The organism is Desulfovibrio sp. Fe33 (assembly GCF_028532725.1).
Classification (GTDB): domain Bacteria; phylum Desulfobacterota; class Desulfovibrionia; order Desulfovibrionales; family Desulfovibrionaceae; genus Pseudodesulfovibrio.
Genome location: NZ_JAQKGU010000001.1, coordinates 584,242 through 609,169 on the forward strand (window position 1 = coordinate 584,242; position 24,928 = coordinate 609,169).

The 24,928-nt window shown below is 61.3% G+C and carries 18 protein-coding genes; 3 read left to right on the forward strand and 15 right to left on the reverse strand.

Annotation, left to right across the window (positions count from 1 at the left end; genetic code table 11):
- Positions 1-149 precede the first annotated feature (149 nt).
- The gene (locus tag PSN43_RS02725) at positions 150-1,214 is read right to left on the reverse strand and encodes a phosphotransacetylase family protein (protein WP_272699181.1); all 1,065 of its coding nucleotides are present in this window, start codon (positions 1,212-1,214) and stop codon (positions 150-152) included.
- An 88-nt stretch (positions 1,215-1,302) separates the two neighbouring features.
- Positions 1,303-3,411, reverse strand: a complete 2,109-nt coding sequence (locus PSN43_RS02730; RefSeq protein WP_272699182.1) for an acetate--CoA ligase family protein — start codon at positions 3,409-3,411, stop codon at positions 1,303-1,305.
- A 15-nt stretch (positions 3,412-3,426) separates the two neighbouring features.
- On the opposite strand from PSN43_RS02730, the gene rnc reads away from it, so the two are divergent.
- Positions 3,427-4,110, forward strand: a complete 684-nt coding sequence (rnc, locus tag PSN43_RS02735) for a ribonuclease III (protein ID WP_272699183.1) — start codon at positions 3,427-3,429, stop codon at positions 4,108-4,110.
- Between the two features lie 102 nt (positions 4,111-4,212).
- Here the strand turns inward: rnc and PSN43_RS02740 are convergent, their stop codons facing one another.
- The 13 genes from PSN43_RS02740 to dnaE form a co-directional block, all read right to left on the reverse strand.
- Positions 4,213-5,139 carry a flagellin gene (locus tag PSN43_RS02740; protein ID WP_272699184.1) on the reverse strand — a complete coding sequence of 309 codons (927 nt, stop codon included), beginning with the start codon at positions 5,137-5,139 and terminating at the stop codon, positions 4,213-4,215.
- Positions 5,140-6,278: 1,139 nt separating this feature from the next.
- Positions 6,279-7,955 carry a flagellar hook protein FlgE gene (locus tag PSN43_RS02745; RefSeq protein WP_272699185.1) on the reverse strand — a complete coding sequence of 559 codons (1,677 nt, stop codon included), beginning with the start codon at positions 7,953-7,955 and terminating at the stop codon, positions 6,279-6,281.
- Positions 7,956-8,029: 74 nt separating this feature from the next.
- Positions 8,030-8,779: a flagellar hook assembly protein FlgD gene (locus tag PSN43_RS02750; RefSeq protein ID WP_272699186.1), complete on the reverse strand. Its 750-nt coding sequence runs from the start codon at positions 8,777-8,779 to the stop codon at positions 8,030-8,032.
- 12 nt (positions 8,780-8,791) lie between these two features.
- Positions 8,792-10,561 (reverse strand): flagellar hook-length control protein FliK, encoded by a 1,770-nt coding sequence (locus tag PSN43_RS02755; RefSeq protein WP_272699187.1) that lies wholly within the window; start codon positions 10,559-10,561, stop codon positions 8,792-8,794.
- A 126-nt stretch (positions 10,562-10,687) separates the two neighbouring features.
- Positions 10,688-12,094 carry a glycosyltransferase family 9 protein gene (locus PSN43_RS02760; protein ID WP_272699188.1) on the reverse strand — a complete coding sequence of 469 codons (1,407 nt, stop codon included), beginning with the start codon at positions 12,092-12,094 and terminating at the stop codon, positions 10,688-10,690.
- A 3-nt stretch (positions 12,095-12,097) separates the two neighbouring features.
- Entirely contained in the window at positions 12,098-13,312 is a 1,215-nt protein-coding gene (locus PSN43_RS02765; RefSeq protein WP_272699189.1) for a CgeB family protein, read from the reverse strand.
- Between the two features lie 34 nt (positions 13,313-13,346).
- The gene (locus tag PSN43_RS02770) at positions 13,347-14,768 is read right to left on the reverse strand and encodes a sensor domain-containing diguanylate cyclase (protein ID WP_272699190.1); all 1,422 of its coding nucleotides are present in this window, start codon (positions 14,766-14,768) and stop codon (positions 13,347-13,349) included.
- A 46-nt stretch (positions 14,769-14,814) separates the two neighbouring features.
- On the reverse strand, positions 14,815-15,279 hold the full coding sequence (gene dtd, locus PSN43_RS02775) for a D-aminoacyl-tRNA deacylase (protein ID WP_272699191.1): 465 nt from the start codon (positions 15,277-15,279) through the stop codon (positions 14,815-14,817).
- A gap of 2 nt (positions 15,280-15,281) precedes the next feature.
- On the reverse strand, positions 15,282-15,560 hold the full coding sequence (locus PSN43_RS02780; protein WP_272699192.1) for a hypothetical protein: 279 nt from the start codon (positions 15,558-15,560) through the stop codon (positions 15,282-15,284).
- Positions 15,560-15,940: a 6-carboxytetrahydropterin synthase QueD gene (gene queD, locus PSN43_RS02785; RefSeq protein ID WP_269940172.1), complete on the reverse strand. Its 381-nt coding sequence runs from the start codon at positions 15,938-15,940 to the stop codon at positions 15,560-15,562. The genes PSN43_RS02780 and queD overlap by 1 nt, the downstream gene beginning before the upstream one ends.
- Positions 15,940-16,302 carry a nucleotide pyrophosphohydrolase gene (locus PSN43_RS02790; protein ID WP_272699193.1) on the reverse strand — a complete coding sequence of 121 codons (363 nt, stop codon included), beginning with the start codon at positions 16,300-16,302 and terminating at the stop codon, positions 15,940-15,942. Before PSN43_RS02790 ends, queD begins: the two co-directional genes overlap by 1 nt.
- A 95-nt stretch (positions 16,303-16,397) precedes the next feature.
- Complete coding sequence (locus PSN43_RS02795) at positions 16,398-17,423, reverse strand: PEP-CTERM sorting domain-containing protein (protein ID WP_272699194.1); 1,026 nt, start codon at positions 17,421-17,423, stop codon at positions 16,398-16,400.
- 391 nt (positions 17,424-17,814) lie between these two features.
- Entirely contained in the window at positions 17,815-21,369 is a 3,555-nt protein-coding gene (gene dnaE / locus PSN43_RS02800) for a DNA polymerase III subunit alpha (protein ID WP_272699195.1), read from the reverse strand.
- A gap of 186 nt (positions 21,370-21,555) precedes the next feature.
- Here dnaE and PSN43_RS02805 point away from each other — a divergent pair, with 186 nt between their 5' ends.
- Both PSN43_RS02805 and PSN43_RS02810 read left to right on the forward strand, forming a co-directional pair.
- Complete coding sequence (locus tag PSN43_RS02805) at positions 21,556-22,785, forward strand: EAL domain-containing protein (protein ID WP_272699196.1); 1,230 nt, start codon at positions 21,556-21,558, stop codon at positions 22,783-22,785.
- 55 nt (positions 22,786-22,840) lie between these two features.
- Positions 22,841-24,088, forward strand: a complete 1,248-nt coding sequence (locus PSN43_RS02810; RefSeq protein WP_272699197.1) for an SLC13 family permease — start codon at positions 22,841-22,843, stop codon at positions 24,086-24,088.
- Positions 24,089-24,928: the final 840 nt, after the last annotated feature.

Here is a 24,928-nt window from a genome sequence, read left to right on the forward strand (position 1 = left end):
AGTTTAGGAAAAGGAGGGGATGGGGGTCCGGGGGAAGGGGAGGAAAGAACCCTTTTCAAAGGGTTTTTCCTCCCCTTCCCCCGGCCGCCGGAGGCAAAAAAAGAGGGGACGCTCCAGCGTCCCCTCTTATCGAGTGCGGATGGCAACGCCTATTTCAGGCCGAGTTCTTTCTTGAGGAATTCGAAATCGATGTTGTTGGACACGAGTTCGGCTCCCTGCTTGATTTTGATGGCGTCGCGGAGTTTATGCCGGGAGAGGATGTCGTCCATTTTCTTGGCCACGGTGAAGGTATCTTCGCGGACCATGATAATGGGTGTTTCGAGGACCTCGGACCGGGTGAGGATGATGTCGTTGGGGTAGAGGTTGCCGGTCAGGATAAGGCAGGGGCAGTCGCCTTCGAGGGCCACGAGCTGCACGTCGGACCGGTCGCCGCCGACGATGATGGCGGAGTTCTTCTTCTTGCGGAAGTGGGTCATGAAGTTTTCGACCTGCATGGTGCCGATGAGGAAGGACTCGACCACGCGTTCGCTCTTGTTGTGGGCGGAGATGATTTTGCCGCCGAGGCGGTCGGCGAGGTCGCCCACCTTGATCGCGCCCATGAGCGGGTCGCGGGGAATGACGCCGAGAATCTTGACGCCCTTGGCTTCCAGCGCGGGGCCGAGGAGCTGTTCGATCTCGTCCATGAAATTGGGCGGCACGTCGTTGAGGATGACGCCTGCCATGAGGTCGCCGAGGGTTTCCTTCATGACCATGAGATAGTCGTATTTGAGCTCTTTCTGGAACCTGTCGATGATGACGGTCTTGATGCCGAGCTTGCGGATGACGGAGATGGCGTCGGTGTCGCAATATTTGCCGGAGTACATGGACCCGGACCCGGCCACCAGGGTGACGTCCTTGTCCTTGGAGACTACTTCGTAGCCTGCGACGATGTTGTCGAGCAGCCCTTCCATCTTGCCGGTGAACGCCTTGACCTTGAAGTCCTGGGTGACGACCACGGGCGTGACCATGGCCGGGTCTTCGGACAGGCCGAGCACGTCCTGGACGAACGCGGCGTCCTCGTCGCCGAGCTTGCCGTCGATTTCCATGGGCATGGCCCCCACGGGTTTCATGTAGCCCACGTTGTACCCGTCTTTCTGCAGGCGCAGGCCCAGGCCCATGACGATCATGTTCTTGCCTGAATACCCGGTGGTAGAGCCAATGTAGAGTCCAGCCATGCCTATATTCCTCCTGAATGTGAACGGGGCGAGGTAGACCATGCCCCGTATCCTGTTAGTATATGAGACCGCAAAAAATGTCCAAGCGTCAAATGGGTCCGACGGTCACGCGCAGGTCGGCGACGAACGCGCCTTCCGAGTCCACCAGGATGGGGTTGAGCTCGGCCTCGCGTATTTCCGGGAAGTCCGTGGCCATCTGCGACATGGACAGCAGGATGTCCTCGATTGCCGCCAGGTTTACCGGCTCCGAACCTCGTACGCCGCGCAACAGGGGAAACGATTTGATTTCGCGGATGATGTCCTGGACGTCGTGCAGGGCCAGCGGGGCCAGCCTGTAGCCGATGTCGTTCAGGACTTCGGCGGACGGTCCGGCCAGGCAGAAGGAGATGAGCGGCCCGTACTGCGGGTCCTGGGTGAAACGGACAACGACCTCGCGGGTCTTGATCGGTCCCATGGTCTGTACCAGGCAGCCCGCGATGTAGATGTCGGGGCGTCTGCGCTGGGCGCGGGTGGTGATGTCGAGCCATGCTTCACGCACGTCTTGGGGCGTGTGCAGGTCCAGGGCGACGCCGTCCACCTCTCCTCGGCTGGCCAGGTGGGGCGATTCGATTTTGAGCGCCACGGGGTAACCCATCTTCTTGGCCGCGCGCACGGCCTGGTCCGAGGTGCGCACCAGGCGCGTTTCGGGCACGGGCAGCTCGTAGGCCGCGGCGATGTCCATGGCGTCGTTGAAGGGCAGCTCGGTCACGCCCGCTTGGAGGGCGGCCTGGATGGTCCGCTCGGCGCGTCCCTTGTCGCGGCGGAAGCAGACTTCCACCGGGTAGGGGCGGTTCTTCCAGCGGTAGTGGGCGAGCATTGCGGAGATGGCCGTGACGGCGGGTTCCGGATAGGCGTAGCAGGGGATGCCCGCCGCAAGAAGCATGTCTCGGCCGGGGCCGACGCGCTGGTCGCCCATGAAGGAGGCGAAGATCGGCTTGTCGCAGGTCTTGGAAATGTCGATGATGGTCTGCGCCGTCTCGGTGATTTCGGCCGAGGCCGTGGGCGTGAGCAGGACGAGGATGGCGTGGGTGCTGTCGTCCTCGGCCACGGCTTCCAGGGTGGCCCGGTAGCGTTCGGCCTTGGCGTCCCCGATGATGTCGATGGGGTTGTAGATGGACGCGAAGGGCGGCAGGACCTTGGTCAGCCGCTCCAGCGTGGCCAGGGAGGGTCGGGCCAGGTTGAGCCCCGCGCCTTCACAGGCGTCGGCGGCGAGGATGCCGGGACCGCCGGAGTTGGTCACCACGGCGAGGTTCGGTCCTTGGGGCAGGGGCTGCTCGGAAAAGGCGCGCGCCAGGTCGAACAGGGTTTCCAGGCTGTCCACCCGGATGATGCCCGCCTGCTTGAAGGCCGCCAGCCCCGCTTCAACGCTCCCGGCCAGGGAGCCCGTATGGCTTGAGGTGGCCCGCGCGCCCGCCGGGGTGGTGCCCGCCTTAATCATGATGACCGGTTTCTTTTCGGTCACGGTCAGCGCCCGGGTCAGGAATTTGCGTCCGTCGTCCACGGATTCGAGATAGCCGATGATGACCTTGGTGTCCGGATCGTCGCCCAGGGCTTCGAGGACGTCCGCTTCGGACACGCCCGCCTTGTTGCCGAGAGAGATGAATTTGGAGAACCCGATGGACTCGCCTTCGGCCCAGTCCAGAATGGCCGAGCACAGGGCGCCGCTCTGGGAGAAGAAGGAGATGGACCCCTTGGCGGGCATGGTCTGCGCGATGCTGGCGTTCAGGGAAATGGATGTGTTGAACAGGCCCAGGGTGTTGGGACCGAGCAGGGTGATGTTCCGCCTGCGGGCCAGGTCCGCCATTTTCATCTCAAGTTCAAAACCGTCGCGCCCGGTTTCCCGGAAGCCGGCGGTGATGACGCAGATGGCGTCCACCTGGGCGTCGGCCAGTTCCCGCATGGCTTGCAGGACCTGTTCGCGCGGCAGGACGATGATGCCGAGATCCGGCGGCCGCGGCAGGTCCGCAGCCGACGGGTAGGCGGTCAGACCGAGAATTTCTCCGCCTGCGGGATTGACGGGAAAGATTGTCCCCTTGTACCCTGCCGAGATTAAATTCGACAGGATGAGATGCCCGAGCTTGTGCGGGCTTCGGGACGCGCCGATGACGGCGATGGTTTCGGGGTTGAATAGTTCGCGCAATTGGGCTTCGGGTTGCATAAAAAAGGGGGTTGAATGGATATCGCTGAGCTTCAGGATTGTATCCACCATAGGTTTGCCCAAGTCAAGTTCCTGGAGACCGCGCTGACCCATTCCTCGTTCGCCAATGAACAGAACGGTTTCGAGGATAATGAGCGGCTGGAGTTTTTGGGTGACGCCGTGTTGGAGCTGTGTATTTCCGAAGAGGGTTTCAAGCGGTATCCGTCGGCTCACGAGGGACAGCTCACCCGCATCCGCTCGCAGTTGGTCAAGGAGCAGTCCTTGGCGGCCATCGCCCGGGATCTCAAACTCGACAAGTATATCCGGCTTGGGCGGGGCGAGGAGCTGCAAGGCGGCCGGGATCGCGACGCCCTGCTGGCGGACGCCTTCGAGGCCCTGCTCGGGGCGGTTTTTCTGGACAGCGGTTTCGAGGCCGCCCGGCAGACCATTCTGGAGATTTTCGAAAGCATGTGGCCCGCCCGGGCCATGCTGCCCGAGACCAAGGACTACAAGAGCCGGTTGCAGGAAGTGGCTCAGGACCTGTTCCGCGACCGTCCGGTTTACGTGCTGGCCGGGACCAGCGGCCCCGAACACGAAAAGCTGTTCGAGGTGGAAGTGACCCTGCCGCAGGGAGAAAAGTTCCGCGGCGCGGGCACCAGCGTCAAGCGCGCCGAACAGGAATCCGCTCGCATGGCCCTCGAGTTCCTGGAAGAAGAATAGTCCCCATCCATAGAACACGGCAAACGACCGGAAACCATGCCCCGCGGGATGAACCGCGGGGCCGGATTCCGATCGTCTTCAGTCGCGTCCGTCCGGTTGCGACTAGCCGCCGATGAGCTGCATGGCCATTCTCGGCAGGGAGTTGGCCTGTGCGAGCATGGCGACGGCGGATTGGGTGAGAATCTGGTTGCGCACGAACTCCGTCATTTCCTGCGCCACGTCGACGTCGGAGATGCGGGATTCGGCCGCTTGCAGGTTCTCGGCCTGGATTTCCAGGTTGGTGATGGTGTTTTCCAGGCGGTTCTGCATGGAACCGAGGTTCGCGCGGATCTTGTCCTTGGAGATGATCGCCTGGTTGATGGCTTCCATGGCGGCCTGCGCCAGGGCCTGGGTGGAAATGGCCTTACCGGCGTTCTGGGCTTCCCAGGTGTCGCCGTTTCGCAACGCGGCGCTATGGCCGAGGCCGAAGGCGGATGAAGTGGAGCCCTGGATGGCTACGTAATAGTAGTCTTCCGACGAGTCGTTGCCGGTGCCGAAGTGAATCTTCAGCGGGCCGGTGGACTGCAGGCCGGTGCCGTCATGGTCCACGCCCGGATCGCCGGACAGGTTGCCGTTGAGCAGGTAAATTCCGTTGAAGTCCGTCGCATTGGCGATACGGGTGATTTCCGAGGACATTGCCTGGTACTCGGAGTCGATGATCAGCCTCTGGTCGGAGTTGTAGGTGCCGGTGGACGCCTGCATGGCCAGCTCTTTCATGCGAATGAGCTTTTCGTCGATGACCTGGAGCGCACCGTCGGCGGTCTGGATCAGCGAGATCGCGTCGGATGCGTTGCGGATGCCCTGGTGAAGGGAACTGATTTCCGAACGCATGAGCTCGCGGATGGCCAACCCGGCCGCGTCGTCGGCGGCGGTGCCGACTCGAAGACCGGAAGACAAACGCCTGGTGGAAACGCCGAGCCGTCCATAATGCTCGGACAGATTCCTCTGGGCGTTCATCGCCATGAGGTTGTGGTTAATGACTAAAGACATCAGAACCCTCCTTGTTCGATTCTCAAATCCATTTGGCGAACATTAAGCATCATATGTGCCAACTTAACTTTGTTAAGTAATATTGAGGTTCTGTGTATCTAAATAAAGTCTAGAAGGGCCATTTTTTCCCCTCGTTGCCGAGGTGTGGAAGCCTTGTCCGTCAATGGTTCGTCAATATTTGCCGCCTGACGACGTCGAAGAGCGGGGGGTTTTTGTTCGCCTTGCAGGCGGGTTATGGAGGGGGTTGCTGTTGAGGAGGGAGCTTTTTCGCGGGAAGGTGCGCTAGCTTGTTGAGGCGGGAGCGCCTTTGGCGCGAGAGCCAGTGAAGGGGCTTTGCCCCTTCAGCCTCCATGCCCTCCCGGCGGGGTCCATTTCTTTTGCTGGCCCAAAAGAAATAGACGAAAGAAAAGGGCCTTTTCCTAGCGCGGCCGCCCCCGGGATCATCGGCAAGAATCCGATCCGCTCGGGTCGGCTCCATCCGAGCAAAGGTATAAGCCCTTTCCCGGTGCTCGGCTTCCCATTCTCTTAGGTCCTTCCTACCTCGTCACCGGAGCCGCCGCCCCTTCGCGGTCGGCTTCTAGGCCGCTGATCCAGGGCTGGTGCTCGTAGGGGGGCTAGTTGCGTACAAACACCTTTGGGATGGATTGGGGTAGCGGCTATGGGGACGAAGGGCAGGGAATAAGGTCTATCGAGTTGGAAGAACGGGCCTCGCTTGCGCGGGAGACGTTCGAAAGCCGGGGCCTAGAGCCTGTCTGAAGCGGCGAAGCGTAGGCCGACTGCGTCCGTCGCAGACGGACATCCTGTCGGGCAGCGAAAGCCGCTACAGGCTCTTGGCCACTGCTTTCGGGAGCTGCAAGGGCCGAAAAGCGCAGTTTTTGCTTCCTTTTTTCTGCGCCAGCAAAAAAGGAAGTCGCCGTAAAGGCGAAACAAAACGTAAGGAGAACGCGCACAGTCTGCCGCGAAGCGCGACAATACTCCCGCGCTACCTCTCCGCCCTTCCTCCCTGTTCAACAAAAAAAAGGCGGCCCCGCTGTGCATCGCACTGCGGGGCCGCCGGGTGTGCCCTGCCCCCTGTGGGTAGCAGGGGGCGCTTGGAGAAGGACGTCTATCAGTATGGGTTACTTGAGACCTTTGTCGGGTTACCGCTTCATGGAGATGACTTCGCCGAGCATCGAATCCACGGTGGTGATAACCTTGGTGTTGGCCTGGAAGCCGCGCTGGGTGGTAATCATGCTGACGAATTGCGTGGCCATGTCCACGTTGGACATTTCCAGGGAATTGCCGTCGATGGTTCCCTTGCCGGTACTGCCCGCCTGGCCGGTGAGGGCCGGGCCGGATTCCAGGGTCTCCGAGAACAGGTTGCCGCCTTCGCGCCGCAGTCCGTGCTTGTTGGTGAAGGTGGCGAGGGTGACGGCGTAGAGTTCCAGGACCTGCCCGTTGGAGTAGTGACCGGAGATGATGCCTTCGCGGGAGACCGAGATGTTCTGCAGGATGCCCGCGGAGTAGCCGTTCTGGCTCTGGTACAAAGTGGAGGAGCCGCCGGTGTCGAAGCTCTGGGTGGCCAGGGCGCTGACTGCCGGGTCCTTGAAGTTGGCCAGGTATCCGGTGTTGCCGATGTTGTTGCCGACCATGGCCGCAGTGGTGGGCAGATTGCCCAGGCCGCCGCCCCAGCCGATGGTCACGGCTCCGTTGCCGTTGCTCGACAGGTTCTTGTTGGAGATGCCGAAGTCGATCTGGATGGGCGTGGCGTCGACGGCTTCAGCCGTGCTGGCGTTGGATTTGCCCAGGAAGTTGGCCGTGCAGACCGGGAAGCCGCTGGTGGAGAAATTGGCCAGGCTCCAGTTGTTCAGGTCCTTGATGTTGGCGCCGCCGTTGGACTTGAGCGTGTATGCGCTCATGCCCGAGAGCTGGCCGGTGGTGAAGGTCAGGGTGCCGACCATGAGCACGCCTGCGGCCGAGGTCCGGCCCTCGCCGATGGAGGTCATCATGCCGTTCGCGCCGGAAAGGACGCGGCGGTCCGCGTTGGGCTCGCAGGTGACCATGTATTCCCAGACGGTGTTGCCGCCCGCGTTGCTCATGGTGACGGGGTCGAAGTACACGGTCAGGTTGTGGGCCGTGCCGATGTCGTCATAGACCTTGAGCGTGGTCGAGTATCCGTAAAGGGTGGATGCCAGCGGTGTTTCGGCCGAACCGTCCCAGTTGTTGAACATGGCGAAATAGGGATTGTCCGAACTGGTGGAGCTGTCAGCGGCCGAAGGGTCCAGGTTGGTGACGATGGACACGTTGGTGGTCGCGTTGGGCTCGGACTGGAAATTCTCCATGCGGATGTTGGTCGGCGTGCCGATGATCCGGGCGGAGTTGGAGCTTTCCGTGGTGCTCGACGAGGTCGTCGTCACCGTGGTGGTGTTGCGCTCGATCTCCCATCCCTGGAGTACGTAGCCGTGGGGGTCCACCAGGTATCCGTCACTGTCGAAGCGGAAGTTGCCCGCCCTGGTGTAGTATTTCATGTCCTCGCCCATGGGGGAGACCACGAAAAGTCCTTCGCCGGAAATGGCCATGTCCGTGGCTTCGGTGGACGACTCCAGCGCGCCCTGGCCCCAGTCGGAGTAGATGGTCGACACGCGCACGCCTCGTCCCACCTGGCCCACGCCGTTGACCGTGGCGAAGTCGGCGCTGGCGAGGTCCTCGAACTGCATCATGGCGCCCTTGAAGCCCGTGGTGTTCACGTTGGCCAGGTTGTTGCCGATGACCGTCATGCGTTCCGAGTGTACCGTCAGGCCGGAAATACCCGAGAACAGTGATGCTCCTAAACCCATATTAACCTCCTAATCTCTTCTCCAAGAGTCCCGGACCGCCGTCGGCCCGGAGTGAAATATTCCTTGGCTGCCGCCTATGCGTCGTCGTCCGCGTCGTTGCCTTCATCCGAAGTGTCGGTCGCGTCGACAACGGAGGACGCGTCGGGGTCGACGACTTCCTTGACGTTGAGCATGTTGACGAACCTGCCGTCTTCGAGGCGCAGATACTGGGTGCCGTTCTCCGTGACCACGCCGTCCACCCGGCCGGAAATCTCGGTCTGGACCATGACGTAGTCGCCGTCGAGGTCCTGGCCGAGGATGCCCACTCCATATTGGCCGTCGGGCAGCAGGTCGCCGTTTTCGTTCTTCCCGTCCCAGGTGTACTGGTAGGTTCCGGCTTCCTTGCTGCCGAGCTCCACGGTCCGGACGATGGCTCCTTCGGAGTCGTAAATATTCATCATGATGCTGGTCACGGCCTCGCCGAAGCCGTAGTAGATGGTCGAGGAGTTGCCTTCGTTCAGGCTGACCTTGTAGCCCTCGGCCTTGACTTCCTTGCCGATGAAGCTGACGGCGGTGAGCATGTCGTTCTGGGACATGCTTTCATTCAGCGTGTTGATGCCGTCGTTGATGTTGGTCAACTGCTCCAGGCTGGAGAACTCCGCCAACTGGGAGGTCATTTCCGTGTCCTCCATGGGGTTGAGCGGGTCCTGATGCGTGAGCTGCGCCACCAGAATGGTCAGGAAGGCGTCCTGGTCCAGGCTCGTTTTATGGTCGGGCGAGTTGGAAGCGGTAAGCCGCTCTTCCTGTTGCCCGAGATATACTCCGGTAGTGTCTACGTAACCCATGATAGCCCTCGTTTACGCGATAAGGTGCAAACCCTGATCGGAAGGAATTACCCGTTCCCCGGCAGATTGCACGTCCCGGGCCATACCGCCCGCGTTTTGCTCCCGCATGGTGCGCATGTGGTTGCGCATGGCGATCATGGCTTCCCTTTCGCGGGACAGGTTGTGCTCGCTTTCGCCGAACCATCCGTTGAAGCTCTGGTTGTCGGCGAGCCCTGCCTGGACATCCAGTTTCTCCACTTTCAGCCCTTGAGCTTCTAAAGAATTCTTAATGATATTAAGGTTGTCCGCGATGACCTTGTGGGAGTCGGTGTTCTCGGCGCGGATGGTGGCGCTGACCTCCTTGCCCTGGACCGAGAGGACGATGGACAGCTTGCCGAGATTCTCGGGAGTGAGTTGCAGGGTGAGTTGCCTGGCCCCGTTTTTCAGGGTCTTGATGATCGCCTGGTCCACCTGCTTGAGAACCTTGGGGGCGGAAACTTTTTCCCAGGCCCGTGCCTTGGACCCGGTCGCGGATTGCTGGACCGGGACGGCCTTGGCTTCGGCGTTGACGGCCTCGGCGTCCCTGACGGCGGCGTCGGTCTTGCCGGAGCCGTCCTCCCGGGCCTTGTCGAAGAAATTGTTCCACTTGCGGTCGTGGTCGGCCTCGGGGTCGAGTTCCTTTTCGTTCGCCTCGCCCTGGACAGGCGTTTCGGTCTTGATCTCCGTCTTGTCGCCCGTCGGCTGTTGCGCCTGTCTGCGGACCGTGTTGTCGGGCGCGGCGTCCCTGCGCGACCTGAACGCCTGGGCAAGCTGTTCGCGGACCTCGGTGTCGGGCTTGTCTTCGGCCACCCGGGGCTTGAGATCAATGGCTTCGTCCACCTGGGTCGCCGCGGAACTCTCCTTGTGATTGTCGCCCATGACTGCGGCAAACGCCTTGCCCACGGCCTTGACGAGCTTCTGGTCCTTCCTGTCCAGCCCGGCCAGTTCCTGGCGGATGCTGGTGAAGGCCTGCTTCACGTCCTTGGGCAGGGTGTTGGCGGCGAAGAGTTCCTGGAGCTGGGAGACGAATTCCCTTGAGAGTCCCATGGCCGAGACGAAAGCTTCGACTTCATCCTTGCTGAACAGGAGCTGCTGGTCCTGCGGCATGGCGTCGAGCCGCGCCTCCACCTGCTTCAGGACCTTGTCGAACTGTCCCTTTCCCAACTGGTCGATGAGTTTCGAGGATTCCTTTTCGGAGAAACCGAGCTTGTTGAAGAATCCGGCGAGGGACGTCTTCTGTTCGTCGGTCATGCCGCTCTTGCGGGATTCGGCCAGCTTCCGGGCGATAGTGGAGACGAATTGGCCCCAGGTCATGCCCTCTTTGGAGTCGACCTGCTCTTCGATGGCGGCGATCTCCTCGTCGGACATGCCGTATTCCTTGAGGTCGTCGCGGACAGCATCCAGGTCTTCCCTGGTCATGCGGCTTTCAAGCCCTTGCTTGTCCGCCGTCTCCTCCACCTCCTGGGCGGTTTCGGAAATCTTGGTCCCGGTTGCGGTGACGGCCGTATTCCCCTCTTCTTCCTCTTCCTCGGTGCCGGGCGTGGAATCGAGCATCTTTTCCCTGTGCGCCACCGGGGCCAGGGAGAGTTCGTTTTCGACTCTCTCGGTGTGTTCATTGAACAGCTCGGCGAAGAGGGCGCGCTTCTCGTCCTTCGCGTCGGCAATGGCGGCCTGGGCGGTACTCGTGCCCGAGGTTGCCATCTTGACCAACTGGACGGATGCGGTGGAAGCCGCTTCCTGGGCGATGCCGGGAATATTTTGCATGGTTTTCTCCTTCGGCCCGTATTCAATCAAAAGACGTGCCAATGAGAAAAACCGGTATCCCGGCCGGTTGAGCCGGATGGAGGGGGGAAAGAAAGACCTGCCCCGCTCGCCCTGAAGAGAAGAGAGCTAGGCGCAGACGGCCACGAGTCGTTCGAGCAGCGTCAGGGCGCGAGTCCAGGCGGGCCGGGAGTAGTCGTTGTTTTCCAGGTACATGTCGGCAAAGCCGGTAAAGGGCTTGGCGATGGCGGGGCTGGCGGTCCAGAAGGACTGGTCCAGGGGGGCTCCGGAGCGCAGGCCGAGCTTGAACCGGCGGCCCATTTCCGGAATGTGTCGGAGCAGGGCCGCGGCCTCTTCGGGCGCGCCTTCGGCCAGGCCGGTCCACGCCTCGTCGGCCCTTGCCTCGCTCCACAGCCCGAAAAGGGAGCCGAAGCACGCCTGCCAGAATCGGGAAGCGAGACGTTCGGCGTCGGGGCGGGCCTGGTCCAGGCGTTTCAGGCAATATAGGCCGAGGTCTGAACGGCCTGTTTCGAACAGGGCCAGTCCGGGCAGCTCCATGCGCTCCAGGCGGGCGGCGTCCGTTGGCCCGGCCAACCGTCTCGCCAGGGCGGCGACCCGGCCCGGGGTGAGCGGCGCGTGGCATTTGAGGGACGCCTCGGTGCATTGCCAGCACCCTTTGGCGCAGGGCAGGTCGGCGCGGAGAACGAAGTGGCCCGGAACGAACGGGCCGGTTTCCCACGGATTGACGTTGCCCATGGACAGGTTCAGGCACTTCAGTCCGGTCCAGGCGGCCAGGTGCATGGGGCCGGTGTCGGGGGTGATGAACAGGGCCAGCGTCTGGCCCACGGCTCCGAATTCGTCCAATCCGAGGGTGCCGCAGAGGTTCAGGGCCGGGCCCTTGGCAAGTTTGGCCGTTTCGGCTCCGAGGGCCTTTTCAGCCGGTCCGCCGAAGAGCACCGGGCGCAGTCCCCGTTCGTGCAGTTCGTCCACCAGGGCGGCCCAGAATGCGGCGTCCGGGCGTTTGGCCGCATCGCTCGCCCCGAGAAAAAGGCCGACCTTGTTGCTGTCCGGGAGGGTGCGGGGAGCGGAGAAGCGGGTGGCGGCGATATCGGCAAACGGCACGGCGTCCAGGCCGTTCAGCTCGCCCCAGTGGAAGCGGTTGAAAAGATTGTTGCGGACCAGCGAGGCGCGATAGAGTTGCCAGTCGCCGTATATGCGCCGGGAACCGTCCTGCTCGCGGACCGGCCCGAGCCTGTTTTCCGTCTTCAGGCGCCCCGCGAGCGCTGCGGCCTTTTCCCTGATGGACAGGTTCAGGACCAGTTCGAATTCCTCCCGTTCCAGGTGTTTCTCCCCGGACCACGGGAAATAGGTCGCGGGCGGGGAAAGCTTCATCAGCGGCTTGTAGAAGGATTCCTCGGCAGCCACGTATATGGGGTGGCCGGGATGGCGGCGGGCCAGCCAGAGCATGAGCGGGTAGGAGAGGATCAGGTCTCCCATGCGCTGCATCTGCAATATGAGGATGGGCTTTTTCGCCATGGCCTACCCGAAGGTTTCGCGCATGGTCTCCATGAGGGAGGTCATGCGGTGGTCGTAGGTGTGTTCGGCCAGGACCCGTTTGCGCGCAGCCGCGGCCACGGCCTTGCGGGCGGCCGGGTCGGCCAGGTACCGCTCCACCAGTCCGGGGATGTCGTCCGGAGTCGGGTAGCAGACGATTTCGGTTCCCGGCTCGAACAGATCTTCCATCTGGCGGCGCTGGTCGGTGAGCAGGAAACCGTTGCAGCAGGGAACGTCGAAGACCCGCTGGTTGACCGCACCTTTCATCTGCTGGCTGGTGCAGTTGAAGTTGATGTCGCTCAGGGGATAGAAGTCGGGCAGGTCTTCATAATAGGAAAGTTCCGGGTGGTAGCTCCAGCCGGTCTGCGTCCCGAGCAGTTCCTGCCAGCCTGTATCGCCGACGATGAGCGGATGGAAGGGCAGGATGCGCGACACGCAGTTCAGTCTGTAGAGCAGGGTGGCCTGCCAGGTGACGAACGTCTCGAACGCGAGTTCCCTGGCCGGATCGCCGAGGGCCGTGTACGCGGCGCGGACTTCGGGAAAATGTTCGGCCATGAACGGTCCCGCCAGTTGCGCCGAGGAGGCCGCGAACGCCTTGGCCACCTCCATGCCCGCCCGGAACAGGGCTTCGGAGGGATTGGCCGCCCTGGCCCGCAGCAGGGTCTTGGTCAGCATGGAGTTGCCCACGAAGGAGATGGGCGCGCGCCACGCCTCCACGGGGACGGTCCGATGCGGCGTCAGCCGGGTGGGGTCCGCGCCCAGCGGCAGGTGGAAAACATGCTCGAATCCCATGGCCCGGAGCGAACCCACAGTGTCCAGGTCCCAGGTGAACAGGGCGGTGCGGGCCTCGTGCAGGTGCTTGTAGGCTCCGAGGATGAGATGCGGGTTGTCCACGAACCAGGAGGCCAGGGGCAGGTCGTGGCGGCGCAGCAGCGCGGCGAGCACGCCTTCCCGGTCCACGCCCAGGTGGTTGACCGTGAGAACGAAGTCGGGCCTGAAGGTTTCGAAGGCCTCGGTCATGGCGGACACGAATTCGTCGAGGTCCATCTCCTTTGTCCCGAAGTCCAGAAGAAGATGGTCCACGCCCAGCCTGCGGCAGGCAGCCTCCAGCTCGCCGATGAGAAAGTACTGGCTGGTGAGCAGCAGGATGCGCGGCGTTGCGTTGCGGAATTTCGGCCAGGTTGTCGGGGATTCTTGCATAGCTCCCATCTCTATCGGCCGGGTGGGCTTTTGTCTACAGGTCCCGGGTCCGGCAGGCGGTGTCCTTGGATTTGTACATGGCCCTATCCGCCCTGTGGGTCATGGACTCCAGGGTGTCGCCCTTCTTGAATCGGGCCATGCCGTAGCAGAAGGAGACAGGAATTTCGCGATGTTCGTCGGCCAGGGCGCAGCTTACGCGTTCGGACAGGATTTTTGCCTCCTTGATCCCGCCGTCCAGGAGGATGAGGAATTCGTCGCCGCCCCAGCGGGCCAGGGTGTCCGAGGGGCGGATGATCCGCCGGGTGGTGGCGGCCACGTCCTTGAGCACGTTGTCTCCGGCCAGATGGCCGTGCCTGTCGTTGATGGACTTGAATTTGTCCAGGTCCAGGATGACCGCCGAGAAGGGCGTGCCGTAGCGGATCGCCTTGTAGGCGAACTGGTCGAAGGATTCCTCCAGGGCGCGGCGGTTGGCCGCCCCGGTCAGGGGGTCTGTCTTGGCCAGCCGTTCCAGTCTGCTTTGATAGTGATTGATGGTGAGGGTGCAGAGAACGATGATGAGGATGGACGACAGCAGACCGATGGCCACCGTGCGGATGAGGTTGTGGCGCGCCGAGGCCAGGGCCGAGGATTCGCTCTGTTCCACGATGAGAAACCACTTCAGTTCGGGAATGTACCGGGTGGACAGGAGGAAATGTTCTCCTTCCCAGTCATATTGGAAGCTGCGCGGGTCGTCGCCCGGTTTGAGGATGGATTTGGCCACGCCCCGGATGCCCGCCGTCTCGGTGATGTAGTCGCGCTCGATGCGCGAGGTGTCGCGGTGGACCTGGACGAGCCCGTCCTGGTCCACCAGGTAGACTTCGCGGCCGTATTGGCGGCGCGATTTTTCCAGCAGCCCCGTGACCTTGTCGATATTCACGCCCACCCCGGCCACGCCGAGGAGTTTGCCGGTGTCGCTCATGACCCGGAAGTTGACGAAGATGGTCAGCTTTCCGCCCTCGGCTTCGTTGGTGTCCACGTCCAGATCGAACTCCACGTTTTGGCGGAGAAAGGCGTAAAACCACACGTCGTGCGGGTCCCGGGGGCCGATCTTCTTGAGGATGCCGTCCTGGTAATAGTAGTTGTCGGTCGCGGCGGAGACGAAGAACGTGGTCAGGAAGCCGTATTTGTCCCGCAGGTCCGAAAGGTAGCGGGTCACGGCCGTTATGTCGTCCTCGTCGGATTCGATCCAGCTCTTGAGGAAGGCGTCGTTGGCCATGGACATTGCGGCCAGGATGGGCCGAAGCATGTCTGCGTGGACTTCCGAGTAGATGTTCTTGCCGGTCAGAGGGAGGGCGGAGTTGAGCAGCTCCTCCCGGATCGAGGCCCTGGTGAAGGCGTAGTTGACCAGACTGGTGGCCATAAAGGTGGCCAGCAGGATAAGGGTCAGGGCGGCGATGAGTTTGGTTTTGGCTGACATGGGATGCCTGGGCGGCGCGTGGTCGCGGAGAGTGAGGCGGCGCGGTTTAGAATTCGTCGGAATCGAGGATGATGGTTACCGGTCCCCAGTTGGTGAAGTCCAGGAGCATCTCGGCGCCGAATCGGCCCGTGGCGAAGCCGCCCGGGGCGAGCTTGCGTGCGTCTTCGGTAAACCTGTCGAACAGGGATTCCGCGACGTAGGGATGGCAGGCGTCGGAGAAGGACGGGCGGCGTCCCTTGCGGCAGTCCGCGTAGAGCGTGAATTGCGAGATGAGCATGAGGTCGCCCTTGATGTCGTTCAGGGAGAGGTCGAACTTGCCGCTTTCGTCCGGGAAGACGCGCATGTTGAACAGCTTGTCCAGTATCTTGCGCCATGCGGGGGTGTCGGGAAAATCCGCCTTGTCCGTGCCGCCGAATCCGACGAGCGCGAGCAGGCCGGTGCCTATCTCCCCGACCGTCGCGCCCTGCACGGTGACTTTGGCGTCCGAAACCCGCTGGATGACGATGCGCACGGCTAGCCTTCCCCGCCCGGGGCCGGAGCGGGTTGCTCCATGCCTCGGTCCGGGACGGTCCGTTCCACAGGGGGCAGCGGGCAACTGGACTGGCCCAGGGGCGCGCAGCCGCGATACATGGTGCCGAACACGAAGAAGCAGACAAAGGCCAGGAAGGCGATGCCGCCCAGGATTCGTTTGGGATTGGATCGGCTATCCTTGGGGATGAGCAGAAGAGTCATGAGCTTCCCGTAGGACATTCCGTTGATTTCGCCGCGTTTTTCGTCGGGTTCGCTCGCCATTATTCTTCCCAGTAGGTGGCCTTGGACGAATTCTTCTCCGAAACGGAGACCTCCACCAGGGAGACGTTCTCGGGCAGGGTGCCCTTGAGGTTCCGGTAGATGAACATGGCCAGGTTCTCGGAGGAGGGGTTGATCTCGGTGAAGCACTCAACCTCGTTGAGATGCTTGTGGTCGAGTTTTTCCAGCACGGCTTTGGTGCGCTGCTTCAACTCCTTGAAGTCCACGAGGTACTGGACCTTGGGGTCCAGGGTGTCGCCCTCGACCACCACTTCCACACCGAAGTTGTGGCCGTGCATGTTCTCGCACTTGCCGCAGTAGTTGCGCAGTTGGTGCGAGGCCGAGAATTCCTGGGTGATGGTCAATTTCCATTTGCCGGGCATTATCTGGACTCCTTGTATTCGTGCGGCCTCATGCGTCCGTCGCGGAAAGCTTCGGCCGGGTATTTCCGCTCGTTGGTCTCGCATTTTTCGTGGGCGGCCGCAACCAGGTCGATACCCATTTCGTCGGCCAGCCTGACCAAATATATCAGCACGTCGGCCATTTCCTCGGCAACGGCCTTTTTATGCCCGTCGTCCATGGCGCGGCTCTCCTCGGGGGTGAGCCACTGGAACAGTTCGTTCAGTTCCCCGACCTCGCCGGTCAGGGCCATGACAAGGTTCTTGGGCGTCTGGTGCTTCTGCCAATTGCGTTCTTCCACGAACCGGCGATGTCGTTCGTTGAGTGCGTCGAGTGAATCGTTCATGGCGCATGGTTGCCAGCGCGGCGGGGTTTGTCAACAAACAAAAAACGGCCCCGCCTGGGCGGGGCCGCGATGGTTCGTAAGCCGTGACGTTTCGTCTAGCGGCGGAAGCGCCGGAAGATGGCCAGACCGGCGAGTCCGAGGCCCATGAACAGCCAGGTGGCCGGCTCGGGCACCGGGGGAGTCTGTCCGGCGGTGCCGGGCATGATGTACGCCTGTTCGTAGCCGCTGTTGAGCGAGCTCATGTTGATGTCGATGGAGATCATGTCGTACGGGCTGTTTTCGCCGTTCCAGGCGAACAGGAAGTCGTTCAGCCCGGGAGCGATGACCGCGTATGCCGCGCGGTCGGAACCGAGGTTGTGCGCGAAGGGGCCATATTCCACGTCGGCCGAGTCGCAGGAAACCGGGCTCATCGCGGCGTCCAGGCAGACGTCGCCGCCGGAAAGGACGTAGTCCGTACCCGCCGTGGGCAGGTTGTCAGGCAGCGCCGGGACGTATCCCGCTCCGTGGGCTTCATACGCATAGGGGTCGCCGCCGTACACGCCGGTACCGTCGCCGTTGGTGCTGGTCAGTTCGAAGAAGATGGACTCGGCCGAGTCGTCGGAAGAGCTCCAAATCTCGATCTGGGCCCAAACCCAGAGGTCCTGCTGGGGGACGCCGTCAACGACGTTGTCGGACTGGTTGTTGTTGAAGAAGAAGATGGGGGCCTGCCCGCCGAGGTAGGAAACCAGGCTGGCGATGCTCGCATCCCAGGTGCCTTCACGGTCGTTTTCAATGTCCGGCTGCGGGTCGGTGACGGTGCCGGTGCCGAACGTGGGGCTCCCGCTCGCGCCGCTCGGAGTCTCGTACGCATTGTCCATGCCCGGGAAGTTCTCGTTGACGGGGTTCCCGGAAGCGCCGGTGGCGATGACAATGGTATCCTTGATCTGGCCGACGGAAGACTGGACATCGTAGTCGTCGCCGAGGAATTCCTTGAGGATGGGCAGGGAGTATGAATAGAAGTTGCCGTAGGTCATGGCGTAGCCGGAGTCCGCGGGGGGCAGATTGAGCGCTTCGGCCTTTTCTGTTTGAGTGGCGACGAATATGCCGGAGATGAAAAGAAGGGTTAAAACGAATCTCTTCATGATGTTTTCCTTTGCTAAAGAGTCTGAAGCGGAACAATTCCTGTTACGCCTTTGAGAATGATTAGCAAAAAACGGGCCACGCACAACCATTTGGGATAACGGTTAATTTAATAGGCCTGTCGTGGGCCGCGGTGTGAAAAAAGTCGACATTCAAAAAAAGTTTACACATTCTCCTCTGAGATAGCTTCTTTCTATCCGCTGCATAGGTTGAAGGGACAAAAAACGGTGCCGTTTCTTGAGAGAGTAACGTTTCCGCCGGTCGAACAAAGTCTCGCCGTTCACGCCGACCCGAAGATGGGGATGCGGGCGCGGAAAGTATATCTCCGAATATCAGGAGGTTGTTTGTCCGACGGTGTGTAAAAATTCCCGACACTCCAGATGGGGAAAAGGCCTACAGCAGCTCGGCTTCGGCCTCGGCGCGGTACGCCTTGGCGTCGCCGTTCTGCCACGCCTCCACTTCCTTCCAGAAGTCGCGGCCCGGGTAGACTTTCCAGCCGTTGCCCAACCGCAGGTTGATTACGGCCTCGCGAGTGATGATGCCGAGATTCACGCTGGTGGGACCTGGGTATCGCTGGAGAATCACCTTGAGCGCATTGAGGTGCGCGTCCACGGCGTTCTTTTCGCCGATCCAAAGGGATACGGGCTGGTCCGATCCCTGGGCCGCGTCGGCCAGGAACTGGACCTTGTCGGCCAGTATCTTGGCGGACTTGGGAGCGTCTTCCGGGCCTCCGGGCTCCTCCCGCACGTCGATCTTTCCCATGACAAGCAGGGGCCGATCGGCGTCGAGCAGCTCGCGCGCTTCGGCGTAGACGTTGGGCAGCATGGTGATTTCGCCGTAGGTGGTCAGATCCTCGGCGGTGCAGAAGGCCATGGGGTCGCCCTTTCGGGTGATGAATTGCTTGTAGTCCGGGATGATTACGGCCACGCGAACCTCGGTGCCGTTGGGGATGGTCTTGCATTCCTCCAGAGTCACGGTGCGCAGGCGCTGCATGTCGTGGCGGTAGGCCAGCAGCGGATGCCCGGACAGGAAGAAGCCGAGGACCTCCTTTTCGAGCTGGAGCTTTTCGCGGTCGTCGAACTCTTCGCACAGGGAGCAGGTGGGCGTGACGGAGCCGTCCGTCTTTTCGCCGCCGCCGAGCATGTCGAGCATGTTGAGCATACCCGACTCCTTTTCCTTGGCCTTTTTCTGGCCCAGGGCCACGGCCTTGTCGAGGTCCTCCAGCAGTGCCGCCCGGGAGCAGGAGAAACAGTCCAGCGCGCCCGCCTTGATGAGCGATTCCAGGACCCGCTTGGTAACACGGCGCAGGTTCACCCGTTCGCAGAAATCGAAAATGTTGGAGAACGGGCCGTGCGCCGTGCGTTCGGCCGCGATTTCGTTGATGGCTTCCTCGCCCACGTTCTTGATGGCAGCCATGGCGAACAGGATTTCCCCGTCCTTGACCGAGAAGCGCGCATGGCCCGCGTTGATGTCCGGCTGGCGGACGGTGATCTCCATGTCGCGGCAGGCGTTGACGTACATGATGATCTTGTCGGTGTTGTTCATTTCCGTGGACATGAGCGCGGCCATGAATTCTACCGGAAAATGGGCCTTGAGATAGGCGGTGTGGTAGGAGATGAGCGCGTAGGCGGCGGAGTGGGACTTGTTGAAGCCGTAGGCCGCGAACTTCTCCATGGTGTCGAAGATGTCGTTGGCCACGGCATCGTCGATGCCGTTTTCCCGCGAGCCTTCGAGGAAGCGGGACCGCTGTTTGGCCATCTCCTCGGCGATCTTTTTTCCCATCGCGCGGCGCAGCAGGTCGCCTTCGCCCAGCGAGTAGTTGGCGATGACCATGGCCGTGGCCATGACCTGCTCCTGATAGACCATGACTCCGTATGTCGGCTTGAGGGTCTCCTCCAGCGACGGATGGGGGTATGTGACCGCGATCTCGCCGTGCTTGCGCATGATGAATTCGTCAACCATGGAAACCCCGTGGGAGCCGATCATGCCGAGCGGCCCAGGCCGGTACAGGGCGAGCATGGCGACGAGGTCCTCGAAGCGGTCGGGGCGAAGCATACGTAGGTATTTGCGCATACCCGAGGACTCCACCTGGAAGATGCCGTCGGTGTCGCCCTTGGCGAAGATGGCGTATGTGTCCGGGTCGTCCAGGTGCAGGGTGTCCAGGTCCGGAGCCTTCTTGCCCTGATCGCGGATGATGTCCAGGCAGTCTTCGATGACCGTCATGGTGCGCAGGCCCAGGAAGTCGAATTTGATGAGGCCGACTTTCTCGACCTTCTTCATGTCGAACTGGGTCACGATTTCGCCCTTCTTCCCTTTGTAGAGAGGAAGGTATTCGGTCATGGGCTTGTTGGAGATGACCACGCCCGCCGCGTGCGTCGATGCGTGGCGGCACAGCCCCTCCAGCCTGGTGGAAATGTCGATGAGCTTGGCCACCTTGGGGTCGGTGGCGACCATGTCGTCCAGCTCGGTTACGGCCTTGACCGCGTTGGGCACGGTGATCTTGGCCTTGTCCACGCCGAGCAGCTTGGCCATGACCGCCGGATCGTCGGGAATGAGCTTGGCGATGCGGTCGGTCTCGCCGAAGGTCATGCCCATGGCGCGGCCCACGTCCTTGATGACCGCCTTGGTCTTCATGGTCCCGAAGGTGGTGATCTGCGCCACCCTGTCGGTGCCGTACTTCTGGGCGCAGTATTTGACCACTTCAAGCCGCCGCCGCTCGCAGAAGTCCACGTCGATATCGGGCATGGACACGCGCTCCACGTTGAGGAAGCGTTCGAACAGCAGATCATAGGGGAGCGGGTCGAGGTTGGTTATCTTCAGCGACCACGCGACGATGGAGCCTGCGGCGGACCCGCGGCCCGGGCCGACCGGGATGCGGTGGTCCTTGGCCCAGTTGATGAAATCCTGGACGATGAGGAAGTAGGCCGGGAAGCCCATCTCCTTGATGACGCCGAGTTCGTAGTCCAGCCGTTTCCAGTACTTTTCCTCGTCCACTTCATAAGTGATGGTGTTCAGGCGGCGTTTCAAGCCCTCGCGGCAGAGGCGGTCGAACTCCTCGTTCATGGACACGCCTTCGGGCAGCTCGTACTCGGGGAAATAGTAGTTGCCCAGCTCGATTTCGAGGTTGCACATCTCGGCGATACGCTGGGTGTTCTTGATGGCCTCGGGCACATGGGCGAACGCCCGCTCCATTTCCTCCGGGGTCTTGAAGTAGAGTTCGCGGGTTTCCATGCGGAACCGCTTCTCCGAGTCCACCGTAGTCTGGGTCTGGATGCAGAGCAGGGTGTCGTGGGCCTCGTAGTCCTCGGCGGTCAGGTAGTGGCAGTCGTTGGTCGCCACCAGGGGCAGCCCGGTCTCCTCCGCGCACTTGATGAGCAGCTCGTTGAGGCGGGTCTGCTTGGGGATGCCGTTGTCCTGGAGTTCGAGATAGAAATTGCCGGGGAAGATGGATTCATAGACCCGGGCCGTTTCCACGCCCGCCGCGATCCCCTCGTTCATGAGCTTGCGGGGCACTTCGCCCGCCAGACAGGCGGACAGGGCGATGAGCCCGTCGGAATACTTTTTCAGTAAGTGCTTGCAAACGCGTGGTTTATAGTAGAATCCGTCCAGGTAGCCGGTGGAGACCAGCTTGATGAGGTTCTTGTAGCCGCGCTGGTTTTTGGCCAGCAGAACCAGGTGGTAGCCGCCGCCGTGGTCCTTGCGCGTGTGCGCCTCTTCATCGTCCAGATCACCGGGGGCAACGTAGACCTCGCAGCCGATGATCGGCTTGATGCCCAGCTCCTTGGCGGCCATGAAGAAGATGACGGCTCCGTACATGGACCCGTGATCGGTGATGGCCACGGCAGGCATCCCCAGATCCTTGGTCCGGGTGAGCAAGTCGTTGATTCGGATGGCGCCGTCCAGGAGGCTGTATTCGGTATGGACGTGAAGATGAACAAATTCGGCCACTTGATGATACTCCTTGTGGTGGAATGATGATAATAGCGTAAAGCCGTGGGGACTGCCAGAGGAGATTCCGGGCCGGTGCCAAAGCGGATATTATGTTTTGACTATTGACCACATATGCGCACAACGGTTAATCCAACTGATAAAAATAATTCTTTTCCCGGATTCGGTCCGGCAGGCGGGAGCTAAATGTCAGGGCAAGCCGAAAGCAAGGTCGATGAGCGGAAGATTCGGGAAATCATCAATTCCCGGGATGTGACCCCCCTTTTTCAACCTGTTGTTTCCATCACCACCAAGTCCATTATCGGCTTTGAGGTTTATTCGCGAAGCGGTCAGAACAACGGAATCGGTTCCGATACGCTTTTCAACGAGAACTTGAGCCCGGACGTCATTGTGGAAGTCGATCGGCTGTGCCGGTCGCGGGCCTTGGAACAGTTCAAGCCCATTCATGCGCATTACGGACAACTGCTCCTGTTTCTGAACGTCAATCCGCTCATTATTCCGGAGGTCGGCAAACAGAGCCGGTTCGTCGTGGATCAGATCAATGCCTCCGGGATTCCCATGTCCAACGTGATTCTGGAATGCCCCTTGAACGCCCCGTATCTCGACGAGATCGAGGAGTATACGCGGTCCCTGCGCGAGGTCGGTCTCATGGTCTGCCTGGACAATTGCGCCGTGGACCATCCCTTCAGTCATATTTTGTCCCGGGTTAAACCCGCCTACGTCAAGATCAACCGGTCCTTCTTCGCCGGGGAGGAAGACGGCGGCAATTCCCGCAGGACCCTGGAAGCCTTCATGGACCAGGCCTGCCGGGTGGGAAGCGTGGTCGCGGCCCAGTGCGTCGAGAGCGAGGAGGAGTCCCTCCGGCTGCTTTCCTGTGGGGTCCAATTGCAGCAAGGGTACTATTACGCCAAGGAGGACGGGGCTCTGGGCGACGATCCGGCCCGCCAGTTCTTCGACAAAATGGCCGTGGTCCACAAGAAGTACAAGGCGGCGAAGCATCAGCAGGTTCGGGAGAAGAAGGAGCTGTTCAGCGACATCTTTCGAACCGCGACCTCCATCTGCAACAAGCTCGCGAACATGACCGAGGACCGGTTCGAGGACGCGTGCAGGTCTCTGGTGCAGGACAGGAAAGGAGTCATTTCCCTGTTCGTGGTGGACGACAGGGGCGTGCAGGTTACTCGCCGGTCGCACCGCGGCAAGGGCGCCAGCGTGGTCCAGGGCACGCCCAGGGGGGCGGACCTCTCGGCCGAGGATTATGTGCTTTATCTCGACATGGGGTACGACAAGTTCGTCACGCAGCCTTTTGTTTCGGCGTATACCGGGGAGCGGGCCTGCATTGTCAGCCGCCCGTTCTTCAGCCTGAGCGGCTTGCGTTACACGGCCTGCATGGAGATGGCCTGCCAGGCCGGCTGTTGACATCCGGGCGCGGACGCGGTCCAGTGCCGGAACAGACTTCCGACCTGGAGATGCCGTGGGATCGCTGATGGATGTAACTTCCTATCTGTGGGGCCGACTGCCCCTGATTCTGCTTTTCGCGTGCGGATACCTCGTATACCAACTCATGGCCGCGACGCGCATCACGGACGGGTTCGTGTCCTGGGCGCTCCGGCGCAGCGGGGGAAAAGCCTCGCGGGTCCTGCTTTACATCATCGCGGCTTCGGCGGCGCTTTCTTCCTTTATTCCCAACACGATCACGGTTTTGACCCTGATCCCGATGCTGAAACGGCTGGACCGCGATTTCGCGGATCGGGGAGTGTCGGGCATGACCACGGTGCTCATGTGTTCCGCCATCTACGGCGCGGCCATAGGGGGTATGGGCTCCATGATCGGCTCGCCTGCCAACGCTGTGCTTTTTGCGGCCCTGGATCTGTTCGAGGTGGCGGGCCGCGACCACGTGACCTTCTTTAATTGGTTCGTCTGGTCGGTGCCGCTGGTGGTCGTCTTTGTATTGGCGGCCTGGTTCGTGGCCGCTTGGCTGGGGCTGCCGAAAGCGGCCCGGAACGTGGTCGTGGACGTGCCCGGCGCCGCCTCCGCCGCCGGGGCAGACGCCCGCCAGCGGTACGGCGCGCGGTTGTTCTGGCTGTATATGGGGTATTTTGTCTTCGAGGCCGTGGCCAGGGAAAACCTGCCCGGATTCGCCGGGGTGTCGCCCGCGCTGAGCCTGGGGTTCGCCGTGGTGTTCCTGTTTCTGCTTTTCATCCGGCGCGCTCCGTCCGGTGGCGGACGCTCGGGGCCGCTGCTCACCGTGGGCGGGTTGCTCTACTCGGTTCCGCGTCGGGGACTGGCCTTCATCTTGGCGCTGGCCGCGTTGGTCGGCATCGTCCACTGGACCGGTCTGGATCAAAGGACGGTGGCGCTGGCCGGAGAACTGCTCAGGGGCGACATGTCCCCGCGCCTGTTGTTCCTGTTGACCATCGTTGCGGTAATCTTCCTCACCGAATGCCTTTCCAATACGGCGGTGGTCGCCGCGTTCTTCACCATCGCCTATTATGCGGCGCAGGGACACGGGATGGACCCGCTGCCCCTGATGATCGCGGTAGGCGTTTCCTCCACCTGCGCTTTCATGACCCCCATAGCCACCACCTCCAATGCGCTGGCCTTCGGCGAAATGAAAGGGGCGTCCCTAAGGGCCATGTTCGGCCTGGGGTTCGTTCTCAACTGCCTGGGCGCGGCGATCCTGACGGGTTGGTTGAGCTGGGTTCTGCCTCGCCTGTATTGACCGGGCGGCACGCATCGCTTGCTCGAAGCGCGTGCGATGAAGACCTTCTGAACCACCTGCGTGTACCTGTCCTGCACTACCCACGCGAATCCGTCCTGCACCGCGTACCCGTCCTGCACCGCGTGCGCGGATTACGTTCGCGGGTCTCCCTGGTCTCAGGTGTCGGGCCTATTGGCCTGGGAGGGCCAGGAAGGGCGGCAGGGTGAAGGGGGCAGGCGGTCTGTCGAGAACAGGGTGACGCATGGTTGTCTCTGTGCGTGCCGAGGCATGTCATGCGTAGCGGGATAGACCGTTGCTATGAAGAGAAAAGATGCTCACTATATAATGTATGTAATATATGGGTGCATTGAAATGGGGAGTGGATTGCTGTGACAAAATATCCATCAATATAAGTGTGTTAACTTTTGAGGGGCATTTTTTTCAAGAAACCGCTTGACCTGTCTGGGGGTTTCACCTAGAATTCCTCTTCGCCGCGGGGGAACGCCCTGAAGGAGTGACCCGGCGGCTTGTTCTTTCTCAAGTATATCGAAGAGTTGACACCTAATATCAACCGCAAAAAAGTTGAAAAAAGGTGTTGACGGGGCGAAGCGAAAGGCTTAGTTTCCCCATCCTGCCTTTGGGCAGGGCGACATCTGAAACGACGGAAAAAGTTGAAAAAAGGTGTTGACGGGGACGACGCGAAAGCATAGTTTCCCTCTTCCCGCCTGACGGCGGGACGTTCTTTGAGAAAAAGACACATAGCTGGTCTTTGACAATTAAATAGCGAGTTGAGCAAAATAGATCACGAATAATCACAGCCCGTTTAATACGAGTTTAGATTGAGTGATCAACATTCTCCAA